We start from the raw sequence: 15,559 nt of genomic DNA on the forward strand, positions 1-15,559 counted from the left end.
ATGGGCTTCTTCGTCGTGCATCCGCGCGACCCGCCGAGCGGCGGGTCGACCGTGACTTCGTCTGGCTCCTGAACGCCTACGACATCGAGGCCGGGTCGTACGTGCCAAAGGTCAACACGATGCTCGACATGAACATGTGGTGCTTCAACAGCCGGGTCTGGCCGGGCATCGATCCGGTCGTGGTGCGCCAGGGCGACAAGGTGCGCATGCGCATCGGCAACCTGACCATGACCAACCACCCGATCCACGTTCACGGCGTGGACTTCCACGTCAGCGGTACGGACGGCGGCTGGATCCCGCCGGAACGGCAGTGGCCCGAGGTGTCGGTGGACATAGCCGTCGGGCAGATGCGGGCCATCGAGTTCAACGCCGACGCGCTCGGCGACTGGGCGATGCACTGCCACAAGTCGCATCACACCATGAACGCCATGGGACACTCGGTGCGCACCTATATCGGCGTGAACCTCAAGAGCACCGCCAAGCAAGATACAGAAGGTCGCGCCGGGCTACATGCCGATGGGTTCGACCGGCGGCGGCATGATGAGCGAGATGGAGATGCCGCTGCCGGAGAACACGCTGCCGATGATGACTGGGACCGGCCCGTTCGGCTCGGTCGAGATGGGTGGCATGTTCACGGTGATGAAGGTCCGTGCCGGTTTAGCCGCTAACGACTACAGCGACCCGGGCTGGTACCAGCACCCGAAGGGCACGCTGGCCTACGAATGGACGGGCGAGCCCCTTCCTGAGCCGAGCCGTGATCCGAAGACGCCGAGAGGCAAGCGGGCGCGGGAGACCGATCTGCGCGTGGTCGACCCGCGCAAGCGCCGCACCGCCGCAAACACCGGCGGCCACGAGAACCACTGAGCTCTGTGCTCGTTCAAAACCGAGCCGGTCGTACTCCGGGCATGGCCTGGATCGCCGGCTCGACGGTTCGGTAAAGGGGCAAGCCACTTTCCGAAGTTCGCCGCGCGGGTCGTTCACCCACCCCTCATCGGGAACCCGTGCGCCGGTTCATCTCAGCCTGAGGAGACCCCCATGACGCGCCCCACCGCCCGCGCCGCCGTTCTGACGGCGGCCCTGCTCAGCCTCGCCTCTCCTAGCTTTGCGCCCGTTGCCGAGGCGCAGCCGGCGCGCGGCGCGGCCGGAGAGTTCGAGCGCGTGCGTAGCGTGATATCGGACCGCTTCAAGAACACCAAGCTGACGGGCGACCCAGACCAGGACTTTGCCGCCCTCCTCATTGCCAGCTTCGAGGAGACGCTGTTCCTGGCCAAGGCGCAGCTCAACTACGGCGGTGACCGCGAGCTGCGCGCGGTGGCGCAGAAGATCCAGGATGAGCAGCAGGAGCGGATTGACGCGCTCAAGACCTGGCGGGTGCGCAGCCGCGAGCCAGGCTACCGGGAGCAGCCGAACCAGACGCCCTCCGGCGCGGGCCCGCTCGATCGCCCGGGGCAGGCGAACGCGGCCGAGGCGCGCTCAGCTCAGGCGCAGGCAGCGCCCTCTTCGGCTCAGCCGCCCGCCGCCTCTGCGCCTGCCTCAACTGCAAACACGCCGCTGGTCAAGGGCACGGTGCAGAAGGTGGATGAGGCAGGCGGCAAGGTGACGCTCGATCACGAGCGCATCCCCAACATCGACATGGATGCGATGACGATGGCCTACAAGGTCCAGGATCCTGCCTTGCTGAAGGGGCTGAAGGCGGGCGACACGGTGAAGTTCTCGGCCGACCGGGTCAACGGTCAGCTCGCCATCACTCGGATCCAGACAGCCAAGTGAGCTGATTGCTTCTGTTTGAGCGATGACGCACTCCGGCATCCGCTCAGTCGCCCGTACCCTGATGAAGTACCGGGCTGGGCATGGTGAGGAGCGCATGAGCCAGCGCTCCCTTGCCTACGCCGCTGGGCGCGAGAGCACCTGTCCGCTCTTGGGTCACCGCTGGCGAAAGCCCCTCTGCCGGACGCCTCGCTCAGCCGTGTTGCTCAACGTCCAACAGGTCTGCTGGCAGACCTGAGCCGGCGAGCCGCACTGGCGGTCGTCCGCCGCCTGTGGGCCGAGTATGCGGCGCGTGTGCGCGCGAGCAAGGGCAAGGCCGAGCGGATCATGGACGGCGGATGAGGACCTGCGGGATCTTCTCGCTCGGGGAACTTTCTCTTGAGCGCGAGTCCACCATCAGGATTGGTGAGCCTGGGCGATGAGCAAGAAAATGGGCCGCCTGACAGTACCGTACGGACGCGCGCAGCCCGGGCGGCGGCGGCATGTTCGACCGCACGTGGCGCGCAGGGCGGCGCGGGATTTTCGGCACGCCCTGCTCGCTCTGTTGCTGGCCGGCACTCTGTTCAACCTCTTCAGCATGCTGGCTTCATCCTCTGATGTGCTCCTCAGCGGCAGCGTGATCTTGCACCCTTCCCACTGAGACGATGGGCAGCGGGACAACGAGCAGCGCAGTCCATGCTGCCCTGCTTGCATGTGCCGCATCAGAGTAAGGGGATCCTTCAGGTCATGGCTTTTCTTCCATCCCGTAAAACGCGGTTTAGCGCACAAACCTTGATATTCCCCTAGGTCACCCCGCAGGAGACGGGGCCCGAGCAGGGCGCCGGCGAGGGTGCAGAACGCAATGGTGCCGCCGTACCAGAGCGCCACAAACGGGACCGAGTCGTCCATGCAATTCAGGGCATACCCGATCGCGCTGATCCCGCCAGCGGCCATCCCGACGAGCGCGCCCGTCCGGACAAGGTCGGTCGGCGCGGCAAATCGGCGGACGGCCCAGACCAGGACGGCGAAGGGTAGCACGCCGATGATCGGGATCGACACGAGGCACTCCAGCCACATGTGGCCGACAAGCATCCTGTCCCAGTGCGAGCTCGGCGCCGAAGCCAGGCTGAACGCGGCCAGCAGCATGACCCCGAGGAACGGCGTCGCGGCGACCCAGGGTCGAGCTCTGGTCTCGCCGCCCGGGCGTGCGACCTTCGTCAGCAGCCACCCGGCTAAGACGACGATACCGGCACCGAAGGCGACCTTCAGGAACAGGAAGCCGAGCACCCCGTGATTGTGGAGGTCCGGCCTGACCCCGAGCGACAGGAGCGCGACGCAGAGCGCCGCCCCCGTGCCGAGCGCCGCGGCGAGGCCGAGGCCGCGCTTGAGCCGGCCGTGGTCGGTCGGCTCGATGTTCGTGCTGAGCATCTCGATCAGCTCGTTCGTTCTCATCGTCCCCTTCCTTGGCTGATCGCGGACGCCAGGGCCTTGAGACCCCGGTGGACGCTGACCTTGATGGCGGATTCCGACATGCCGGTCCGGCTGGCGGCCTCAGCGACGCTCAAGCCATCGAGCTTCACGAAGCGAATCGCGCGCCGCATCTTCTCGGGCAGCTTGGCCAGGAGTCGATCCAGGTCATACGTGCTCTCCACGCCGGCATGGTCGTCCTGTGCCTCAAGGTCGCCCGCATCCTCGATGGGCACATTGGACATCGCAGTGCGCGTACGGCGCAGGTGGTCGATCAGCTTGTAGCGGGCGATGGCCTGCGCCCAAGGGGTGAACGGCTGATCTACGTCGTAGGTATGTCGCCGCGTATGGATCGCTATCAGCGTGTCCTGCACGAGGTCTTCGGCCTCGGACGGACTTCGTCCAGCGCGGTGGAGCTTTCCGCGATAATAGGCGCGCAGATACAGGCTCAGCCGGTCGAGAACCGCCCGGTACGCGGCCGCGTCGCCGTCCAGGCTGGCCCTCATCAGGCTCCTGAGCTCAGTCTCACTCGCAATCATCACGCGCTCGTAACTGAGTTCGCGAGGCAGGGCCCGATGGTTACAGCTGCCCGCATGTGCGATGGCAACGGGGACCGGTCAGGAAGGGGTAGGTCGTGATGGGGCTTCGCTCGGCCCCTCGCCCGATGGCTTGGGTCAGGCGTCGGACCGGGGAGGGAATGGTCGCGTGCGTGGGTGCGCGCCGAGGACAGCCGGCCATCGGCCGGGTCAGGGTGAAACGACATCGGTTTCGTTCTGGAATGCTGTAGGGGCCGCCCGATCCCGGGCCGGCCAGGGGCCGTCGCCAGAGGCGCTATCGGCGGTCCGTGCAGGCTCCGGCCGTCGACATCCGCTAGCGCAAACGCGACCGAGGGCCCGGTGATCCGGGGGCCGGCCGCCGCAGGGCGACGGCGATGAAACCGGCGCACAGCAGCGAGTTGGCCCGGAGGCTTTCCCTGCCTCGTCGCAGCCGTCGCAGCCGTCCGGCATCGGCCCCTGCAGCGCCGCCACGGGCATGGCCGCCTTCATGTGCGCGGCCTGCACGCCATGCAGCGCGAACCTTGCCACGAGGGCGAGGGTCAGGAACTACGCGCAGACGGGGCGGGACCGGAGCTAGGATATCAAGCCCAGCATACCAGGCCGCCGCACGCCCCGAAAGGGCGCGCATCGGCTGGGCGACCGGTTTGCCGCGCATGAGTTGAGCGGGTGTACCGGCGTCAAACAGGCGTGGTTCGGGCAGCCCACCTTGTAACGAAGCGTTTGCTGCCTCCGAACTTAGCACCATGGATTGGATGTCGCAGGTGGATCGTGCGGGGTTTCGCGGCGGCTTGCACCGCGGGCCTTTGCGGCGGGCGCGGATCGCGCCGGTCGCGCTCCGCAGCGGCGCGGGATACACGGCGCAACACCCGTCATCGAGGATCGGAGACACCTGGCCGGACATGGTCAGAGTGGCTTCGAGGCGTAATGAGGCCGCGAGGGGGAGGCGGGCGGACCGCGGAATTCCGGCTTCGCGGGAAGGCCGCACCGGACCTTGGGACCAGAGCGCCAAGCTCGCCGCCGCCCCGGCGAAGACCCGACGCGCTCCTACGTCGTCTTCGAGTCGCGCTTCGCCCAGGACTGTTCTGCGCAGTTCCGACAAGCCTCCCGATCCCGGTCTTTCTCACCGATGCGGGCTGGCAGTTCCGGGTACCCTGGCAAGCGAGGCTTCAGGCCGCCGGGCTTCAGGGCGGCCGCGGCCCGGAAGGCGGCCAGCCGTGACGGGTTCTACCTGTTCTCCTCCGCCCCATTCCGAGGATTGAGGCTGCCCGACCGTGCGAAACTCTCCTCGGGCGGAGGAGCGGTCCCCGCCGATGGGCGTTCGCGTCGGCTCCTTGCGACGCCGGCGGAACCACTGGGAAAAGTTCGAGGCGCTGTAACGGACTTGGCGGGACATCCGAAATCAAGAACAGAAGTAGCAAGCTTTAGAGCCAGCAAAGAGTTCCACCATGAGTAGCAAGATGATCACTGTCCTCGCCGGCATTGCTATGATGGCCGGGCTGCCGGGATACGCCCTGGCCGGGTGGATCGACAATGTGCCGCTTCGCTTCCGGCCTGGCGTGCACCAAGCGGCGCCCCGCAATCTCGGAGCGCCGGATGCCGTCCGGACAACTGGGTCGGTCAACGTCGTCCCCCGCCGCCCGGCGACCCGTCGGCCGGACTCCCGTCGGCCAACTTCTGACATGACTCGCGGCGCTTTCAACCCGCCCTTGCAGGAGAAGGGCGAGGGCGAGTGGCAGGACTGGCTCGCCGACGACGGGCCGAGCCAGGAGACGGTGCTCGCCGCCGCGGAAGAGGGCCAGAACCGGCTAGCGGCCCTGCGCGACGCCGCTCTCCGTGCTGAACCCGCGCGAGCGGCGCATATTCGAGGCGCGGCGCCTCGCCGACGATCCGATCACCCTTGAGGATCTCTCGGGCGAGTTCGGCGTGTCCCGCGAGCGGCGTGCGGCAGATCGAGGTCCGCGCCTTCGAGAAGGTGCAGGACGCGGTCAAGCGCAGTCTCACCGTGCGCGAGCTACCGCAAGTCCGCGCGCAAGCCGCCTGACCGCTGGCCCCTGGCGAGCACGGACAAGCCTCAACCCGAGCGGCCCTGCCACCTGGGCGCTCGTCACGGTCCCTGACCCGGATTTCCCGCATCCCACGTACGACCTGACATCTCGACGGAAGATGCCTCGGGCCGACCCGCCAAGCAGACCGACGACATTCAACGCGCTCCGCCAAAGCAAGACGGCGTGTAACCATCGATCTGCCAAACTCAAAGTAACGGCAGTAAATTTGATGATCATGCCTCTGCACATCATCTTCGGGGTGCAATCGTGAATAATTTTTTCCGCTGTCGTCTTGGCTCTCGCGGCCTTCGTGGGCGCCTGCATCGGCCAATCCTCACTCCGGCACCCGGGATCCTGCCGCGGCATCGATCCTTCAGGCTCGATCCGCCCCCGGCATCGGCCCCCAGGCGACCGGGAGCTTACCCACGGCTCTCGCTCGGAGCTAGACGCTCGCGGCGGGCTCGGCCGAGATATGCGGAGCAGCACGCGTGACAATGCGCAGTTTCCCGAACGAGCGCCGGAGGCACAGAACTCGGCGGTACCGCCGGCGGCCCGCAATACTAACGGGACGCTGAGAGGCACCCTCGCGCCAGCAGCGGTCGCAGTCTGAAGGCAACCCGTCGAGTGTAACGAAAAAATCCTGCCCCCCGAACTCGTCATAATGGCGCTGAACGGATAGCGCTTTCCAGTCAACGGAGAGGCGTCATGAAGCTCACGGTTGGCATCATCCTTGCCTCACTGATATTGGCCGATCCGGCAATCGCCGCGCCGGGATTACAGGCACGAACCGGCCCGCAGCGACACCACCATGATCGATCTTCGGCTTACGCGCTGCGCGAGCCGGTGACGACCGGAAGCCTCGCTGGCAGCACGGGCCACGTTCGGGTCCCTCGCGACCTGCAGAGGCGGGATTTCCGAAGCAGCACCCGCGGAAACGCGCAGTTCCCGGAGCGTTCGCCTGTTCAGCAGAACCTCGGCAACACGTCGGGCGGGCCTGAGTTTTGAGCGCCCCACCTTGCACGCCTCCGCTGGCCGCAGCACGTGCTGCGGCCCCCCCCGCGCAGCGGCGGCTCTCATTGTGGCGTGCACTCGTGCTGGTGCTGCTTCTCATGGGTGCCGGCGCGACCCTCGCATCTTCCTTCAGCCGCGCCTCTTCGGGCCATTACGCCTTTGAGCTTGTCGAGCGCGAGGTGAAGCAGGGTTACGGCACAACCATTCTGGTCCGGCTCGTCGACGAGCGGACCGGAAAAGTGGTTCCGGATGCGATCCTGTTCATCAGCCGCATCGACATGTCGCCTGACGGCATGAACAGATGACCGCTCCGTTGGAGCTCCAGGCCGACGCGCTGCCCGGCTACTACCGTTTCGAGACCGACCTCTCGATGGAGGGCGGCTGGGCGCTCACGCTCGCGGCCAAGATCCCCGGACTTCCAGACCCGGTCCAAGGCAGGCTCGTCCTGCAGGCAGTGCCATAATGCATCAGAACACGCCCTTTCGCGACTTCGAGGAGTTCGAGACCGCCCCTGGCGGCGGTCGAGCAAGACGGATCGTGGGCATCGCTCTGTTTGCCACGATGCTCCTGGCTGCCATCGGCCTCGGCTACGGCTTGGGGGCGTGGGACCTGGGCGGTCCCGAGCGCGATTTCAGACCACGTTCCGGCCGCTCTTGCCGGTTGGCTGCCGCGCCGAGGCACGAACTCCGAGGCGGGTGCACCTGCCGCGCTCAAGGACTACGCCTTCAATCTCGTCGGGAGCCAAGCCAAGCAGGGCGAGGCGACGCTGGCGCTGCGCTTGGTGCATAAGCCAACGGGCAAGCCAGTCCCGGACGCGATCATCTTCGCGCACCGCCTCGACATGGCACCCGCCGGCATGCCGACCATGACGACGGAGCTGGAGTCGCAGCCCGCGACCGAGCCCGGCCTCTACCGGTTCAAGACCAATCTCACGATGGCGGGCGATTGGCAGCTCTCGCTTGCCGCCAAGGTGCAGGGCGAGATCGGCACAGTGCAGAACCAGCTCGCGCTCCAAGGTGGTACCGTGATGGACCAGAGGACGCCTTTCCACATCTCCGAAATTCAGGGACGCGGTTACGGTCCCGTGCGCCTTGCCGCCAGGATCGCTGGCTTCACACTCGCGCCAGCCGCTCTCGTGGGCGCACTCGTGCTTGGCCTGAAGGCGGCGAGGTCCACTGGCCCCTGCCGGCCTGGCTGCCGGGCCCGGTCTCCACGCTCCTCGTCAGGGACGAGGCGGGTCCGGCAGCGGATGCCCCAATCCTGTACTACCGTGATCCCGATGGAAGGGCAGCCTATGCGCTCACGCCGACGAGGACGCCCGATGGCCGCGACTACCGGCCCGTACGCGTCGGCGAGGATGTCGACTTCGAGCCCCGGCCCGCCGCGAAGGAGGCCGAGGCGAACGCCACCTACGCTGCGCCCCCGGGCGGGGCCCGAAAAATCCTCTACTACCGCAACCCGATGGGCCTGCCGGACACCTCGCCGGTGCCGAAGAAGGACTCGATGGGGATGGACTACCTCCCGTCTACGAAGGCGAGGCCGAGGACGGCAACATCGTCAAGATCTCGCCCGGTAAGGTCCAGCGCACCGGCGTCCGCTCCGAGCGGGCCGAACGTCGCGTCGTCAGCCGAGCCGTGCGGGTGCCCGGCACCGTGACGCTCGACGAGCGCCGCGTCACCGTCGTGGCGACACGCTCGGACGCCTATGTCGACCACGTCGAGAACGTCACGACCGGCGACCGCGTCCGCAAGGGTCAGGCACTGGTCCACGTCTACTCGCCCGAGATCAACGCGGCGGCGGCCCAGCTCATCGCCAACCCGGGCTTCGACGGCTCCCGGCGGCGCCTGCAGAACCTGAACGTCTCGGAAGCCGTCATCGACGAGATGGAGCGCACCCGGAAGGTGCCGATGGCCATCACCTGGTCGTCCCCGCGCGACGGGGTCGTCCTGGAACGCAACGCCATCGAGGGCATGAAGGCGTCGGCCGGAGACACCCTGTTCCGGATCGGCGACATCTCGACGATGTGGGTGCTGGCCGAGGTACCCGAGTACGACCTCGGCAGCGTCAAGGTCGGCCAGCCCGTCATTGTGCGCGTGCGCTCGCTGCCCGGGCGCAGCTTCAGCGGCAAGGTCGGGCTGATCTACCCGCAGGTGAACACGCAAACCCGCACCACCCGCGTGCGCATCGAGTTGCCGAACCCCGACGGGGTGCTCCTGCCCGACATGTACGCCGACGTCGAGATCGGGACTGGCGCGGCCAAGCCCGTGGTGGCGGTCCCGAACGATGCCGTCATCGACACGGGCGCGCGCCAGATCGTGCTCGTCGATAAGGGCGAGGGCCGCTTCGAGCCGCGCGAGGTCAAGGTCGGCGCCCGCGGCGAGGGCTACACCGAGATCCGCGAGGGTGTGCAGGCCGGCGAGCAGGTCGTGACCGCGGCCAACTTCCTGATCGACGCCGAGAGCAACCTGAAGGCGGCGCTGCAGAGCATGGCGGCGCCCAAGTCCGCCGCCGAGTCGCAGGCGCAGGCCACGGAGGCCACCCGATGATCGCACGCCTGATCGCCTGGTCGGCCCGCAACCTCGTCCTGGTGCTGATCGGCACCGTCTTCGTGGTGGCGGCTGGTCTCTACAGCGTGCGCACCCTGCCGCTCGACGCCATCCCGGACCTCTCGGACGTGCAGACCATCGTCTACACCGAGTACCCGGGGCAGGCCCCGCAGGTGGTCGAGGACCAGGTCACCTATCCGCTCACCACCGCCATGCTGACGGTGCCGAAGTCGAAGGTGGTACGCGGCTTCTCCTTCTTCGGGGTCTCGTTCGTTTACGTCATCTTCGAGGACGGCACCGACCCGTACTGGGCCCGCTCGCGCGTGCTCGAATACCTGAGCGCGGCCGGCAAACGCCTGCCGGCCGGCGTGACGCCGACGCTCGGGCCCGACGCGACGGGCGTGGGCTGGGTCTACCAGTACGCCATCGTGGCCAAGCAGCAGACGCTTGCCGAGCTGCGCTCGCTGCAGGACTGGGTCGTGCGCTTCGGGGCCTCGCGCGCCGAGGGGGTGGCCGAGGTCGCCGGCGTCGGTGGTTTCGTGAAGCAGTACAACGTCGTCGTCGACCCGAACCGGCTGCGTGCGCAAGGGATTTCGCTGAAGGCGCTCCGCGACGCAATCCGGTCGAGCAACGCGGATGTCGGCGGCCGCACGGTCGAGCTCTCCGAGTTCGAGTTCATGGTGCGCGGGCGCGGCTACCTGAAGAGCATCGCCGACATCGAAAACATCGTGCTGAAGACCGAGGCCGGCACCCCGCTGCGGGTGCGCGACATCGCCCGGGTCGAACTCGGGCCGGACGAGCGGCGCGGCATCACCGAGATGAACGGCGAGGGCGAGGTCGCGGGCGGCATCATCCTGCAGCGCTTCGGCGCCAACGCCCTCAACGTCATCGAGGGCGCCAAGGCGCACCTCGCCGAGGTCGCCGCGAGCCTGCCGAAGGGCACCGAGATCCTGCCGGTCTACGACCGCTCGCAGCTCATCGACGCCGCCATCGAGACGCTCAAGGGCACGCTCGTCGAGGAGAGCGTCATCGTGGCGCTCGTCTGCATCGTGTTCCTGCTGCACCTGCGCAGTGCGCTCGTAGCCATCCTGATGCTGCCGGTCGGCATCCTGATGGCGCTCGGCGCCATGCATCTCCTCGGGATCGGCGCTAACATCATGTCGCTGGGCGGCATCGCCATCGCGGTCGGCGCCATGATCGACGCGGCCATCGTCATGATCGAGAACGCCCACAAGCACTTGGAGCGGGCGCCCTCGGGCAAGCCGCGGGTCGAGATCCTGGTCGAGGCGGCCGCGGAGGTGGGTCCGTCGCTGTTCTTCTCCCTCCTCGTGATCACGGTCAGCTTCCTGCCGATCTTCACCCTGGAGAGCCAGGAAGGGCGCCTGTTCGGGCCGCTCGCCTTTACCAAGACCTTCGCCATGGCGGCGGCGGCGCTCCTGTCGGTGACCCTGGTGCCGGCCCTGATGGTGCTGTTCGTGCGCGGGCGCATCATCCCCGAGCATCGCAACCCGCTGAACCGGCTGCTGATCTGGGTCTACCGCCCGGTCATCAGGGTTGTGCTCAGGGCCAAGGTGCTGACCATCCTGCTGGCGGTGGCGGCGCTCGGCCTGACCATCTGGCCGGCCCGCCAGCTCGGCTCCGAGTTCATGCCGGACCTGAACGAGGGCACCCTGATGTACATGCCCACGACCTTGCCGGGCATCTCTGTGACCCAGGCCGGGGAGCTGCTGGCGACGCAGGACCGCATCATCAAGTCCTTTCCCGAGGTCGCCTCGGTCTACGGCAAGGCGGGGCGTGCCTCGACGGCGACGGACCCGGCCCCAACCGAGATGTTCGAGACCATCATCGCCCTGAAGCCGAAGGCGGATTGGCGTCCCGGCGTGACGCTGGCGAGCCTCAAGGCCGAGATGGACAAGGCCCTGCAGTTCCCCGGCGTGTCGAACGCCTGGACGCAGCCGATCCGCGCCCGCATCGACATGCTCTCGACCGGCATCCGCACGCCGGTGGGCATCAAGGTCTACGGCACCGACCTCACTGAGATGGAGAAGGTCTCTCGCGAGGTCGAGGCCGTGGTGCGGAACGTGCCGGGTACGTCCAGCGCCTACGCCGAGCGGGTCATCGGCGGCTACTTCCTCGACATCACGCCGGACCGGGAGGCGCTCGGGCGCTACGGCCTGATGGTCGGGGACGTGCAGGACGTCATCGCGACGGCGCTGGGAGGCGAGAGCGTCACGAACACGGTCGAAGGGCGCGAGCGCTACACCGTCAACGTGCGCTACCCCCGCGCCTTCCGTTCGGATCCGCAATCCATCGCCACCGAGGTGCAGGTGCCGTTGCCGGCCGGCGGCACGGTGCCGCTGGGCGAGGTGGCCAAGGTCCAGCTGACCCGGGGGCCGACCTCGATCCGCACCGAGAACGGGCAGCTCGCCGTCTACATCTTCGTCGACCTGGCCGGGCGCGATCTCGGCGGCTACGTCGCCGAGGCCCGGGACGCGGTCAACAGGGAGGTCCAGCTTCCGCAGGGCATGAGCGTCCAGTGGAGCGGCCAGTTCGAGTACCTGGAGCGGGCGGAGGCCAGGCTGAAGATCGTGGTGCCCGTGACGCTGCTCGTCATCTTCCTGCTGCTCTACCTGAACTTCCGGCGCCTGACCGAGACGCTCATCGTCATGCTGTCACTCCCGTTCTCGCTGGTGGGCGGGGTCTGGCTGCTCTGGTGGATGGGCTTCAACATATCGGTCGCGGTGGCCGTCGGCTTCATTGCCCTGGCGGGCGTGGCGGCCGAGACCGGGGTGATCATGCTGATCTACCTCGACCATGCCTGGGACGAGCAGCGGGCCGCGGTTGCCGCCGCGGGCCGCGAGGCGACACGTGCGGACCTGTACCAAGCCATCATGGTGGGGGCGGTCGAGCGCGTGCGCCCGAAGATGATGACGGTGGTCGCCATCATGGCCGGGCTCGTGCCGATCCTGTGGAGCACGGGTGCCGGGTCCGAGGTCATGCAGCGCATCGCGGTGCCGATGATCGGCGGCATGGTGTCCTCGACCGTGCTGACGCTCGTCGTGATCCCGGCCATCTATGGCCTAGTGAAGGCGCGTGGGCTTCCGCACCGAAGCCCTCCTCGCACCGGCACTCCGAAGCCTGGTAAGGCTCTGGTCCGCGTGCAGCCGCGCCTGGTCAATCCCGCCGAGTGAGTGCGGGGCGGCGTCGCCCCGACCATCGGGAAAAGTTTTCATCACACGCCACGAGAGGAAGCCGGAACCATGCCGCAGAGTGTATTGGATTGCCTCGTGATCGGCGGTGGACCGGCAGGCCTTACGGCCGCGATCTACCTGGCCCGCTTCCGCCGGCGCTTCCAGGTCTTCGATGCCGGTGCAAGCCGTGCGGCCCTGATCCCGACCTCGCACAATCACGCGGGCTTTCCCGAAGGCATTCACGGCCGGGCGCTTCTGGGCCGGATGACGGAACAGGCGCGCAAGTACGGTGCCCATATCGTCCCGGGGTCCGTCACGCGCCTGGAGCGCCGGCCGGACGGCGTCTTCCTGGCCACGCTGGACGGGGAGCCGATCCCGGCCCATACCATCCTGCTGGCGACCGGGGTTGTCGACCGCGAGCCGGACCTGCCCGACGTGCCGGACGCGATCCGGCGCGGGCTGGTGCGCCATTGCGGGATCTGCGACGGCTACGAGGCTATGGGCAAGCGGGTCGCGGTGATCGGGCACGGCAGCAGCGGGCTGCACGAAGCGCTGTTTCTGCGGACCTACACCGCCGACATCACTCTGCTGTCGCTGGGTCGGTCCCTGGTGCTGACGAAGGAGGAGCGTCGGCAAGCGGCACAGGCCGAGATCGTGATCGTCGAGGAGCCGGTCAGGCGCGTGGTCGTCGAGGGGGATCAGGTCCGTGCGCTCGACATGCTCGGCGGGGCGTGCCGGTCGTTCGATGTGCTCTACGCGGCGCTGGGCAGCGACGCCCGGTCCGACCTTGTGCACGGTCTGGGCACCCGTCTGGATGACAAGGGCTGCGTGGTGACAGACGAGCACCAGCGCAGTTCGACCGACGGCCTGTTCGCCGCCGGCGACGTGGTGCGCAGCCTCGACCAGATCAGCGTCGCGATGGGCCAGGCCGCCATCGCCGCGACGGCGATCCACAACCGCCTGCGCGGGGTGCCGTCGCCGAGGGGAGCTCCGGACGACACGCTGTCGTTCTCACCCCAGGACCTGTGCACCTGCTGTTCGCCGCCTGACGCAAGACGGCACTGAGCCCCGGCACCGGCGACGTTGCGATGCGACCGGCCGGACGCGAAATCCCGCAGCGTCCGCGATCCCGCGGCGGCGGCACACTCGGCTGGGCGTCCGCTCTTGACCTCGGGACTTGTCCTCGCATGCTGAACGCTTTCCGAGTGGGCCCTTGCGACCGCGCACGCTCTCGTCAAGAGGCCCTCCGCGTCGGCCACCCGCGTCAGCTCGGTCTGATCCGCTTGGCCGCCCTGCCGCTCACTCGAAAGACATTCCCACTATAATCGTTCGCCTGCCATTCCGAGTTTATACAAGACGCACCAAGATCCAGTCAAATCCGGAGAATATCTTGTCATGTGACGCAGCTTTTCTGTGCTGCTCCCCGGAGTTTTTGTGAATTCGACTACGGCGCGCTACGCCTCTGCGGGTTGAATGGATAACGTCCCGGACTGTTTCCGTCTGGGCGCGAACCGGAACCCGCCCCGGACATCGGAACCGACCGATGGCGTCCTGGTGATCGGCTCGGTCGACAAGACACCTGCCCGCTCCAGGCGTCCCCCCCGGTCGGGTCGGGCCGGGAAGCCGTAGGACGACGTCGGTGCCGCGGCTTGTATTCTGTGGCAGCCGGCGGCGAATTGTAACCTTTCCTGCGCCGGGTCCGAATGTTCGATGTGAAGGGGCCGCAACGCGCGCGCCCTCCGCCTCGAAGGAGCGTCCGGGCTCTCGCCAGGGCGGCGCCTAAGCCGTCCCGGCCAGCCGGATCAGAAAGAAGGACCACCGATGTCTGATCTTGGCCAATCGAGCCGAAAGAGCGCGCTCACTGCGGCTGTCGCCGCGCTGTTGCTCGCGGGTGGCGTGCAGGCGCAGGCCGCGCCGATGGGCGACATGACTGGTATGAGCGGCAAGGCTGGCGCGGAGAGCGGAAAGCAGCAGACGGCCAGCACCACTGGGACCGTCGCGGCCGTGAACACGGGCCAGCACAAGGTGACCTTCGACCACGAGCCGATCCCGGCGATCAACTGGCCCGCCATGCACATGGAGTTCCCGGCGGCCTCCTCGGTCGATCTCTCGAAGGTCAAGCCGGGCGAGAAGGTCAAGTTTACTCTGAGTGGGAGCAAGGGCTCCTACACCGTTCAGTCGATCACCCCGGCCCAGTAGGGCAGACGGGCCGGAAGGGCATGCCATGATCCACCGCCGTGCACTCGTCGGCGTTCTTCTTGCGGTGACCGTGCCGTCCATGGCCGCGGCGCAGGGCGCCCAAACCGCCATTCTCTACAAGAACCCGCAATGCCAGTGCTGCGACGCCTACGCGAAGGTGCTCCAGCGCAACGGGATTGCGGTTACCGTCGAGGAGACTCCCGCGCTCGCGGCACTCAAGCGCGAGCACGGCGTGCCCGAGCCGCTCCAGGGCTGCCATACGCTGCTCATCGACGGCTACGTCGTCGAGGCACACGTGCCGGTCGCCGCGGTCAAGAGGCTGCTGGCTGAGCGGCCCGCCATCAGGGGCATATCGCTGCCGGGCATGCCGGCGGGCTCGCCGGGCATGGACGGGGAGAAGACGGCGCCGTTCACGGTCTACGAGATCAGCGACGGCGCCCCGAAGGTCTTCGCACGCGAGTAGCGCGAAGGCAGGACTACTTCGAAACGCACGGACGACAGGAGAAATTTATGTCCAAGATCTCGCAGCTCGCACCCGCCGCTCTCGGCTTTGCTCTGTTCGCCGGCATCGCCGCTGCCTCGGCCGAAACTGCCACGAACCCCGCACCCTCGGACAAGGGGGTGATGGGCGGCATGATGCAGGGTGACGGCATAATGCCGATGATGCAGGAGATGTCGAAGATGATGGGTAACTGCAACAAGATGATGCAGACCATGATGGACCGGCAGAACCAGGGCGGGTCCGGCCAGCAGAACCCAGACAAGCGCGGCTGAGCCGGAGACGCGCGCTGACCCGC

10 protein-coding genes and 5 pseudogenes are annotated in these 15,559 nt (G+C 67.6%); 13 read left to right on the forward strand and 2 right to left on the reverse strand.

Annotated elements, in window-relative coordinates:
• A pseudogene (locus tag DA075_RS30125) lies at positions 1–864 on the forward strand (multicopper oxidase domain-containing protein); the annotation flags it as partial.
• 171 nt (positions 865–1,035) lie between these two features.
• Positions 1,036–1,770, forward strand: a complete 735-nt coding sequence (locus DA075_RS30130) for a copper-binding protein (RefSeq protein WP_091891462.1) — start codon at positions 1,036–1,038, stop codon at positions 1,768–1,770.
• Between the two features lie 789 nt (positions 1,771–2,559).
• Here DA075_RS30130 and DA075_RS37850 read toward each other — a convergent pair.
• Both DA075_RS37850 and DA075_RS30140 read right to left on the reverse strand, forming a co-directional pair.
• A pseudogene (locus DA075_RS37850) lies at positions 2,560–3,198 on the reverse strand (NrsF family protein); the annotation flags it as partial.
• On the reverse strand, positions 3,195–3,752 hold the full coding sequence (locus DA075_RS30140) for a sigma-70 family RNA polymerase sigma factor (protein ID WP_091891468.1): 558 nt from the start codon (positions 3,750–3,752) through the stop codon (positions 3,195–3,197). The pseudogene DA075_RS37850 and the gene DA075_RS30140, both read right to left, overlap by 4 nt.
• A 1,715-nt stretch (positions 3,753–5,467) precedes the next feature.
• Here DA075_RS30140 and DA075_RS30145 point away from each other — a divergent pair.
• From DA075_RS30145 to DA075_RS30190, 11 genes and pseudogenes are all read left to right on the forward strand, one after another.
• Positions 5,468–5,811 (forward strand): annotated as a pseudogene (locus DA075_RS30145) (sigma factor-like helix-turn-helix DNA-binding protein); the annotation flags it as partial.
• A gap of 709 nt (positions 5,812–6,520) precedes the next feature.
• Positions 6,521–6,820 (forward strand): hypothetical protein, encoded by a 300-nt coding sequence (locus DA075_RS30150; protein ID WP_091891478.1) that lies wholly within the window; start codon positions 6,521–6,523, stop codon positions 6,818–6,820.
• An 86-nt stretch (positions 6,821–6,906) separates the two neighbouring features.
• Positions 6,907–7,131: a FixH family protein gene (locus DA075_RS37855; protein ID WP_244936678.1), complete on the forward strand. Its 225-nt coding sequence runs from the start codon at positions 6,907–6,909 to the stop codon at positions 7,129–7,131.
• On the forward strand, positions 7,128–7,289 hold the full coding sequence (locus DA075_RS37860; protein WP_244936679.1) for a FixH family protein: 162 nt from the start codon (positions 7,128–7,130) through the stop codon (positions 7,287–7,289). Before DA075_RS37855 ends, DA075_RS37860 begins: the two co-directional genes overlap by 4 nt.
• A gap of 90 nt (positions 7,290–7,379) precedes the next feature.
• A pseudogene (locus tag DA075_RS30160) lies at positions 7,380–7,727 on the forward strand (FixH family protein); the annotation flags it as partial.
• Positions 7,728–7,853: 126 nt separating this feature from the next.
• Positions 7,854–9,372: pseudogene (locus DA075_RS30165) on the forward strand (efflux RND transporter periplasmic adaptor subunit).
• Entirely contained in the window at positions 9,369–12,563 is a 3,195-nt protein-coding gene (locus DA075_RS30170) for an efflux RND transporter permease subunit (protein ID WP_091891487.1), read from the forward strand. Before DA075_RS30165 ends, DA075_RS30170 begins: the two are co-directional and overlap by 4 nt.
• Before the next feature lie 69 nt (positions 12,564–12,632).
• Complete coding sequence (locus tag DA075_RS30175; RefSeq protein WP_091891490.1) at positions 12,633–13,628, forward strand: NAD(P)/FAD-dependent oxidoreductase; 996 nt, start codon at positions 12,633–12,635, stop codon at positions 13,626–13,628.
• A 756-nt stretch (positions 13,629–14,384) separates the two neighbouring features.
• Entirely contained in the window at positions 14,385–14,762 is a 378-nt protein-coding gene (locus DA075_RS30180; RefSeq protein ID WP_091891494.1) for a copper-binding protein, read from the forward strand.
• 25 nt (positions 14,763–14,787) lie between these two features.
• Positions 14,788–15,225, forward strand: coding sequence for a DUF411 domain-containing protein (locus tag DA075_RS30185; protein ID WP_091891497.1), 438 nt, complete (start codon positions 14,788–14,790; stop codon positions 15,223–15,225).
• 47 nt (positions 15,226–15,272) lie between these two features.
• Positions 15,273–15,536, forward strand: coding sequence for a hypothetical protein (locus tag DA075_RS30190; protein ID WP_091891500.1), 264 nt, complete (start codon positions 15,273–15,275; stop codon positions 15,534–15,536).
• The last annotated feature ends 23 nt before the right edge of the window (positions 15,537–15,559 follow it).

Origin of the sequence: Methylobacterium currus (assembly GCF_003058325.1) — a bacterium.
GTDB lineage: Bacteria > Pseudomonadota > Alphaproteobacteria > Rhizobiales > Beijerinckiaceae > Methylobacterium > Methylobacterium currus.